Here is a 6,047-nt window from a genome sequence, read left to right as displayed (position 1 = left end):
TGCTCCGCACCCGTCTTCTGACCTCGCCGCATGTCCAGCTCCTTCGGTCCTGGCTGATCCTCTCAATCAGCCCGGTCCAAAGCCAGCCAGTCACGTCACCGGGTCACCGCGACGGATTGCTCGCTCTATTCCAACTCCCTGAACCCGGCCGGCATCCAGGGCGAGAACTTCTCGGTGGCCTCGGCGCTCTCGACGTGTTCCGCTGGCGGCTACACGGGCTCCGGTGCCAACTTTACCCCGCCACCGGCCGTTGGCTGCACGCCTCTGCGCGATCCTCTCGCTGACCGTGCAGCACCTGCCATGGAGCCCTGCCTGTCCCTGCCGTTGGGGCTCAATTCTATCATCGGAGCGATCCTCAAGCCCGACGATAAAAGCTACGGTGCGAACGTCGTCAGCACGCGCACAACGCTGCGGCCGGGCACCTATTGCGGGGGCCTTCATATCACGCGCGGTGCCAACGTGACCCTGATGCCGGGCGTTTACGTTATGAAAGACGGGCCACTGGTCGTGGATCAGAACGCAACGTTCACCGGGGCGAACGTCGGGTTCTTTTTCACCGGCCTGACGACAGGGCTGCTCTTCGACCAAAAGAGCACGATCAGTCTCACGGCACCGAAAGATGGTCCGATGATGGGCCTGCTACTGCAAGAGGATCGTACCCTCCTATCCTCCCTGGGTGCCCTGACGGGATCGGTTCTCTCCCTCGTGCCCCTGGACGGCAAAGGTCGGTCGAAGCCCCCGCCCGGCGGGAGCTTCGTCACCCGCGTGTACCGCATCATCAGCGATAACGCCCGCACGCTGCTGGGAACAATTTACCTGCCCCAGGGCCGGCTCGTGATCGATTCGAGCAAACCAGTGGCGGATATGTCAGCCTACACAGTGATCGTTGCTCGGATGATCAACCTGTACGATGGCCCCAACCTAAAGCTCAATGCGCAATATGGCAGCACAGATATCCCAGTACCGAAGGGGGTCGGACCGAGTTCGGCTGATACAGAGCTCACTCAATGAGAATAAGGCAATTCAAAAACGACGATATATTATCTACAAATAATTCATATAATTCAATATTGTAGATTTTAGATTTCAGGTAGTTATAAGGCGGGATCAGTCGTGGGCAGAATGGTCCCGCGGGCTTGTATTTGAAATCGCATAATGGCCAGATAAAAATCAGTGGCAATAAGAAGATTTACTGGCCAACGCTGGCACCACTCGTAGTCGTCGATTTTACCGGCTTCGAGCCCGGCTCGTGCGACATCGTTTTTGTGCGGGACTCGACGCTCTCGCCATCGCGGACCTTGGTTTTGGTCTGTGACTTCGAAAAGGTGCCACCGTCATGGGACATCGCCTTTGCCTGTCCGTTCAGGCCACCGTTGCCAGTGCCGTTCACGCGTGCGCGTTCCATGGTCTTGCCGCCAGCTGCGCTACCGCCCGTAGCGAGCGAGGAGCCCGTAGCGCCGTTCGCTCCCGTCGAGGTGCCACCGGTCCCGACCGTCGAAGCAGAGGTACCGCCGGTGGCAGCGGAACCGGCGCTGCCACCGGTCGCGCCGCCGGGGGTTTGGGCATCAGCGAGCACGGGGGCGAGAAGCAGCCCCACGGCCGCAAGCGCAGGAAAGATCTTGGTCTTAATCATTTCAGTCTCGCCTCTTATCTTTGGGGACAGTGATTATGCAGTCGCCGTCGGCGGTGGTCATCGTGGTGCCGTTGCTCGAACTTGACGAAGCAGCACTGCTTGTCGAACCGCCGGCGGATCGGGTGGTCACCGAAGGCCCTCCGGTGGAAGAACTGCTTACGCCGTCGGGGCCCGCCGTGGCCGAGCTCGACACCGCTCCGGTGTTCTTCGCTGCATCAGAATGAACGACTCTGCAGGGCTTACCGTTCGGGCCGGTCGTGACCGTCGTGCTCCCTGAGACGCCATTCGGACCTGCGGTGACGGTGCTGGTCTGGGCGTAGCTCGAAGGCACGCCGGCGAGGGCAAGGACGCCGCCGAGAAGCGGCAGGATCAGGCGCGCCATGGTGCAACTCTCCTCAGCAGCGGGAAGGGCGCGGCTCCGAGGAACCGCGCCCGGGGCTCAAGCCCGGATGGACTCAGCGCTTGTTGTGGCCCGGTGCGTTCTCGGAGTTGCCGGGGCCCTTCTTGTCATGGCCCGGAGCGCTGCCGGACTTGCCGGCGCCATCCGAAGTTCCGGCCGAGGAACCACCCGTGCCGACGGTCGAGCCAGTGGTGCCCTTGCCCGCCGAGGAACCGCCGGTGCCTACGGTGGAGCCGGTTCCTGAGCCGCTGCCGGTGCCAGCGGTCGAGCCACTGGTGCCGACTGTCGAGGAGCTTTTGCCCCCACCAGCGGACGAGCCGCCGGTACCCACGGTCGAGGACGAACCCGAGCCGCTGCCGGCACCGGCCGAGGAACCGCCCGTGCCGACCGTTGAGGAACTGGTCCCCCCACCTGCCGAGGAGCCACCGGTGCCGACCGTCGAAGACGACTGGGCCAGCGCCATTGCGGCTCCGCCCAGCACGAAGGTGGCTGCGAGGGCGGCGACGCGAACGTGCTTCAACATGGATTTACTCCGGTTGTCTGAGTATCTACGAACCCAGCAACGAGGAATTAATAGATACCGTTCCAATAAAATTCTGATCTGATAGGCAGATTTTGAATATGAACGGCAGATAAACGCCATATTGATACTGCATACGCGCAACAGAGACTCTAACCTACGCCAAGGCCGCGTTTGCAACTTTTCAGCCCAGGACGAGCCATAAGCGCGTATGCCGGCGAAACCGTTCCTCAATGCATTCGCCCAACTCGACCGGGGCGGTTCCTGCGTCACCCATGGTCACAGGGAACGGTTTCGCGGTGATCGCCGTATCTTCACGGCCTGAAGGCCTGAACCGGCATCACTCGAACCTTACTGCTCTTTGCATTCACCTGGTACCGACCCGGTGTGTTTATAGGAAGCCCGTGTCCAGAGCGCCGAACAGCCCCGTCGATCACTTGTTCGAAAAGGGCAGAAGGGCTCGACGGACCCGCGCCGTTTCACATATCCGGTCTCGCTCCGTGGGAGACGAACTTGAAAATCATCGGTGCGATTGCCTTCTCCCTCGCCTTCTTCCTGGCACAAGGCGCCTTGGCGCAGCCCCTGCTGGAGGATCAGCCCACGCAGAGTGTCGATGATGTGAAGCCCGGGCCGCCTCCGCCGCTTCCGGACCTGTCAGACCCGAACTCCCGCACCGGAGAAGCACTGGCCGAGCCCGATGCGCGCTCCGGTATACCCAAGGTCCTGCGAGGATCGGCCAGCAAGGCCGGCGGACCGGCCAACGAACTCAATCCGAGCGGCGCGGAGGAGGACGCGCTCCCTGCAAAGGGCGATCTTGCCAACGTTATCACGGGTAAGACGCTGTTTCATGGCAACTATTGCGGTGCAGGCCAACGGGGTGCGGATCTTCCACCGACCGATGCGCTGGATGCCGCCTGTCAGCGCCACGATGCCTGTTACGATACGGCAGGACATCGCTCGTGCGCCTGTGACAAGGCGCTGAGGCGCGATGCAACCACGGTCTCCGAGAGACCTGACGTAACGCTTGAGGTTCGTCGACGGGCCCTGAGCGTTGTCGAGGCCGCGGATGCGATGAGTTGCCAGGCTCCCTGACGAGCCTTGACCTGCATCCGACGTCAATCTGGTGACGGGCGCAGCCCTCATAGGGGAAGTGCTTCTGACGTTCGCCCCGCATCGGGAGGATGTCCGGCAACCTCGGCCGATGGCGCCCGAGGGCCTCTCAGATCGCCGCCAGCGGTCCACTGGCACCGTCGAAGGCGAACATGTCCGAAAGATACGCCCGGGCTCGGCTCACACGGCTCTTGACGGTGCCAACCTTGCAGTCGAGGCGTACAGCCGCCTCCTCGTAGGTGTATCCTTCAGCCCCGACCATGAGCAGGGCGGCCCTTTGGCTCTCGGGAATCTGTTCGAGCCTCTCGCGAAGTCGTTGAAGCGTAACGATACCCTCCTGCTGGGGTGCAGTCGTTAGCCGAGCAGCATGGACGCCATCGCTATCCTCGACCTCGCGCTTATGCTTGCGGATGTCGGAGTAGAAGAGATTGCGTAAGATAGTGAAGAGCCAGGCCATGAGGTTGGTGCCCGGCTGGAACAGGTCGTAGTTCATCCAGGCCTTCACCATCGTTTCCTGGACAAGGTCGTCGGAACGGTCCGGGTTGCCCGTCAACGAGAACGCGAACGTACGCAGGGCTGGCATGGCTCTGACCAACTCATCCCGGAAATGGATGCTCTGAGTCGGTCCAGAACTCACGACAACCGCATTCAGGCGACCGACAAGATGCACGAGCCGCTCAGGCATGGACTCGGCTACGATGAGCGAGAAATACAACTGAAGCTCAGCACCAAGATGCTGTCGGATCGCTGTAGCTGTGGCTGTGGCGGTCGTACCGGGGGCGCGTGGGGGATCCGGCAGGCGCTCAGATGATTCGGACATGGCACTCGCAAGCGGTTGATGATCATCGGCTTAGAGTGCTTCCAAACTGAATGTATGCAAAATGGATCGTGCATTCGAAGTTTAGGATGTCTTGGCATGCGCAAAGGATTCGCGGTGGCTTTCGTAACGGCGGATACACATCGTCAGGCGCCTTTTGGCTTCGACCCAGCGCTGGCAAGGAATCGCTGTGGCGGACCCAAGGGCTGAGGCTCCGATCCTCGGCACGAAGTCGACGGCGATGGATCGGTGTGGAATGAAGCCCAGGAAGGGCAGTAACTACTGAGAGTGCATGTCCGATCACTTGAGCGGTATTAGGCCCTAGTCGCGGAAGCCTCAAGCTGAGCACCCTCCCTGGATGACTTTAATGACTCACAGTGCGATGCTTTGCGTCTAGGGGTAGTTCAAAGACGCTAAAGTTCGCCCCATGGTTATATTAGCCCTTCTTTTTATAGGCCTGGATGGCATTTTGGCAGCCAGGTGAGAGCTGCGACATGTTTTTTTGAAAGCAGGCCTGCGTCTCTGGACCATCCTCTGGCGGAAGACCAGCACAGAACGTCGTGAAGTCGCCAGCACATTGCTGCTGTAGGGCAGCTTTGTCTTCTGGAGTCATCGGTGCAGCCAGTGCGACGCTCGATGCAGCAGCCACAAAGATTAAGCCCAATCCGAAACGTACCAACATGATCTGCCTCCACGATACCCGACTGCCTCGGGTCGAAGGCGAGAACGTCGACGTAGGCTTAATCGTTGCACGAGCTTGGCTGGACGAAGTGGCATTCGCCACACGTGCCTGATTTCTGACGAAAATTCACGACCCGACGCGCCGATTGTTTCATACTGACATCGTGACGGACCGGGCATTACGACCATGAATTTAACTTTAAGCGTGAGCGTCCGCTTTCGTTGTACTGCCGCCCCAAAGCAGACCGGCAAAAATCCTGAAGACTTTCGGGCGCCGTGAGGCGTACGAAAGTCGTGGAGGAACGAACCCGACCCAACTCGGTCGTTCGCCAGCCCTTCGTCATCTACCCGAAGCGGATGTTCGATAGAGCATCTGTAGAACGTACTGCGCTATCCGTGATGTCCGCAACGACCGCCCTCAGCTACACCACCGCCTGGGACACGACCTCAGTGTCACGTGATCGACGAATGCACGCAGCGCCGCGTTCCGCCGCGGAATCGGGTGAAATACCGGGTGGATCGGTACCGTCGTTGTTTCAAAGTCGCAAAGGAGCGGCACAAGGCGACCGGCCTGTATATGCTCGACCACCTGATAGGCTATGACGCGACAGATGCCATTGCCACGGAGCGCTACGTCAATTGCGACGCCCACGCTGTTGAGGGCGATGGGAATGGAAGCCGATGGCGGCAGCGCCTCGCGAAGAAAAAGCCCGCCGCGGCGGCATGCCGGGCGGGTGAGGTTCGGCACCGGGTCTCGGGGGGAAGGCGCCGTTGAACGGCCGCTACCACGTACGCGTCCGGTGATGGCCGCGGTCGACGGCATCGCGCACTCGGCTGAAGCCTGACCTTAATGCTGGCGTTAAGGTCAGCGGGTCGGGGCGATGCG

The 6,047-nt window shown here is 60.8% G+C and carries 7 protein-coding genes; 3 read left to right on the top strand and 4 right to left on the bottom strand.

Features of this window, described 5'->3' with window-relative positions:
• The first annotated feature begins 174 nt into the window (after positions 1–174).
• Positions 175–1,011, top strand: a complete 837-nt coding sequence (locus ASF22_RS18955) for a hypothetical protein (RefSeq protein ID WP_156647865.1) — start codon at positions 175–177, stop codon at positions 1,009–1,011.
• Between the two features lie 178 nt (positions 1,012–1,189).
• Here ASF22_RS18955 and ASF22_RS23420 read toward each other — a convergent pair whose 3' ends face one another.
• Positions 1,190–1,633 carry a hypothetical protein gene (locus ASF22_RS23420; protein ID WP_082483841.1) on the bottom strand — a complete coding sequence of 148 codons (444 nt, stop codon included), beginning with the start codon at positions 1,631–1,633 and terminating at the stop codon, positions 1,190–1,192.
• A 35-nt stretch (positions 1,634–1,668) separates the two neighbouring features.
• On the opposite strand from ASF22_RS23420, the gene ASF22_RS24185 reads away from it, so the two are divergent.
• Positions 1,669–1,857: a hypothetical protein gene (locus ASF22_RS24185; protein WP_156647864.1), complete on the top strand. Its 189-nt coding sequence runs from the start codon at positions 1,669–1,671 to the stop codon at positions 1,855–1,857.
• A 231-nt stretch (positions 1,858–2,088) separates the two neighbouring features.
• Here the strand turns inward: ASF22_RS24185 and ASF22_RS23410 are convergent, their stop codons facing one another.
• Positions 2,089–2,556: a hypothetical protein gene (locus ASF22_RS23410; protein WP_082483837.1), complete on the bottom strand. Its 468-nt coding sequence runs from the start codon at positions 2,554–2,556 to the stop codon at positions 2,089–2,091.
• A 567-nt stretch (positions 2,557–3,123) separates the two neighbouring features.
• Here ASF22_RS23410 and ASF22_RS23405 point away from each other — a divergent pair.
• Positions 3,124–3,645: a phospholipase A2 family protein gene (locus ASF22_RS23405; protein ID WP_244474343.1), complete on the top strand. Its 522-nt coding sequence runs from the start codon at positions 3,124–3,126 to the stop codon at positions 3,643–3,645.
• A 127-nt stretch (positions 3,646–3,772) separates the two neighbouring features.
• Here the strand turns inward: ASF22_RS23405 and ASF22_RS18940 are convergent, their stop codons facing one another.
• Both ASF22_RS18940 and ASF22_RS23400 read right to left on the bottom strand, forming a co-directional pair.
• On the bottom strand, positions 3,773–4,348 hold the full coding sequence (locus tag ASF22_RS18940) for a sigma-70 family RNA polymerase sigma factor (RefSeq protein WP_244474342.1): 576 nt from the start codon (positions 4,346–4,348) through the stop codon (positions 3,773–3,775).
• A gap of 568 nt (positions 4,349–4,916) precedes the next feature.
• The gene (locus ASF22_RS23400) at positions 4,917–5,162 is read right to left on the bottom strand and encodes a hypothetical protein (protein ID WP_082483836.1); all 246 of its coding nucleotides are present in this window, start codon (positions 5,160–5,162) and stop codon (positions 4,917–4,919) included.
• Positions 5,163–6,047 lie beyond the last annotated feature (885 nt).

Origin of the sequence: Methylobacterium sp. Leaf87 (assembly GCF_001422775.1) — a bacterium.
Taxonomy (GTDB): domain Bacteria; phylum Pseudomonadota; class Alphaproteobacteria; order Rhizobiales; family Beijerinckiaceae; genus Methylobacterium.
The sequence above is the reverse complement of the archived record's forward strand: the minus strand, read 5'-3'. Positions and strand labels throughout refer to the sequence as shown.

Excerpts from the sequence above, each read along its gene's own strand:
- ASF22_RS23420 (WP_082483841.1), bottom strand. The coding sequence starts at position 1,633 with ATGATTAAGACCAAGATCTTTCCTGCGCTTGCGGCCGTGGGGCTGCTT.
- ASF22_RS18940 (WP_244474342.1), bottom strand. The coding sequence starts at position 4,348 with ATGCCTGAGCGGCTCGTGCATCTTGTCGGTCGCCTGAATGCGGTTGTC.
- ASF22_RS23400 (WP_082483836.1), bottom strand. The coding sequence starts at position 5,162 with ATGTTGGTACGTTTCGGATTGGGCTTAATCTTTGTGGCTGCTGCATCG.
- ASF22_RS24185 (WP_156647864.1), top strand. The coding sequence starts at position 1,669 with ATGCAGTCGCCGTCGGCGGTGGTCATCGTGGTGCCGTTGCTCGAACTT.
- ASF22_RS23410 (WP_082483837.1), bottom strand. The coding sequence starts at position 2,556 with ATGTTGAAGCACGTTCGCGTCGCCGCCCTCGCAGCCACCTTCGTGCTG.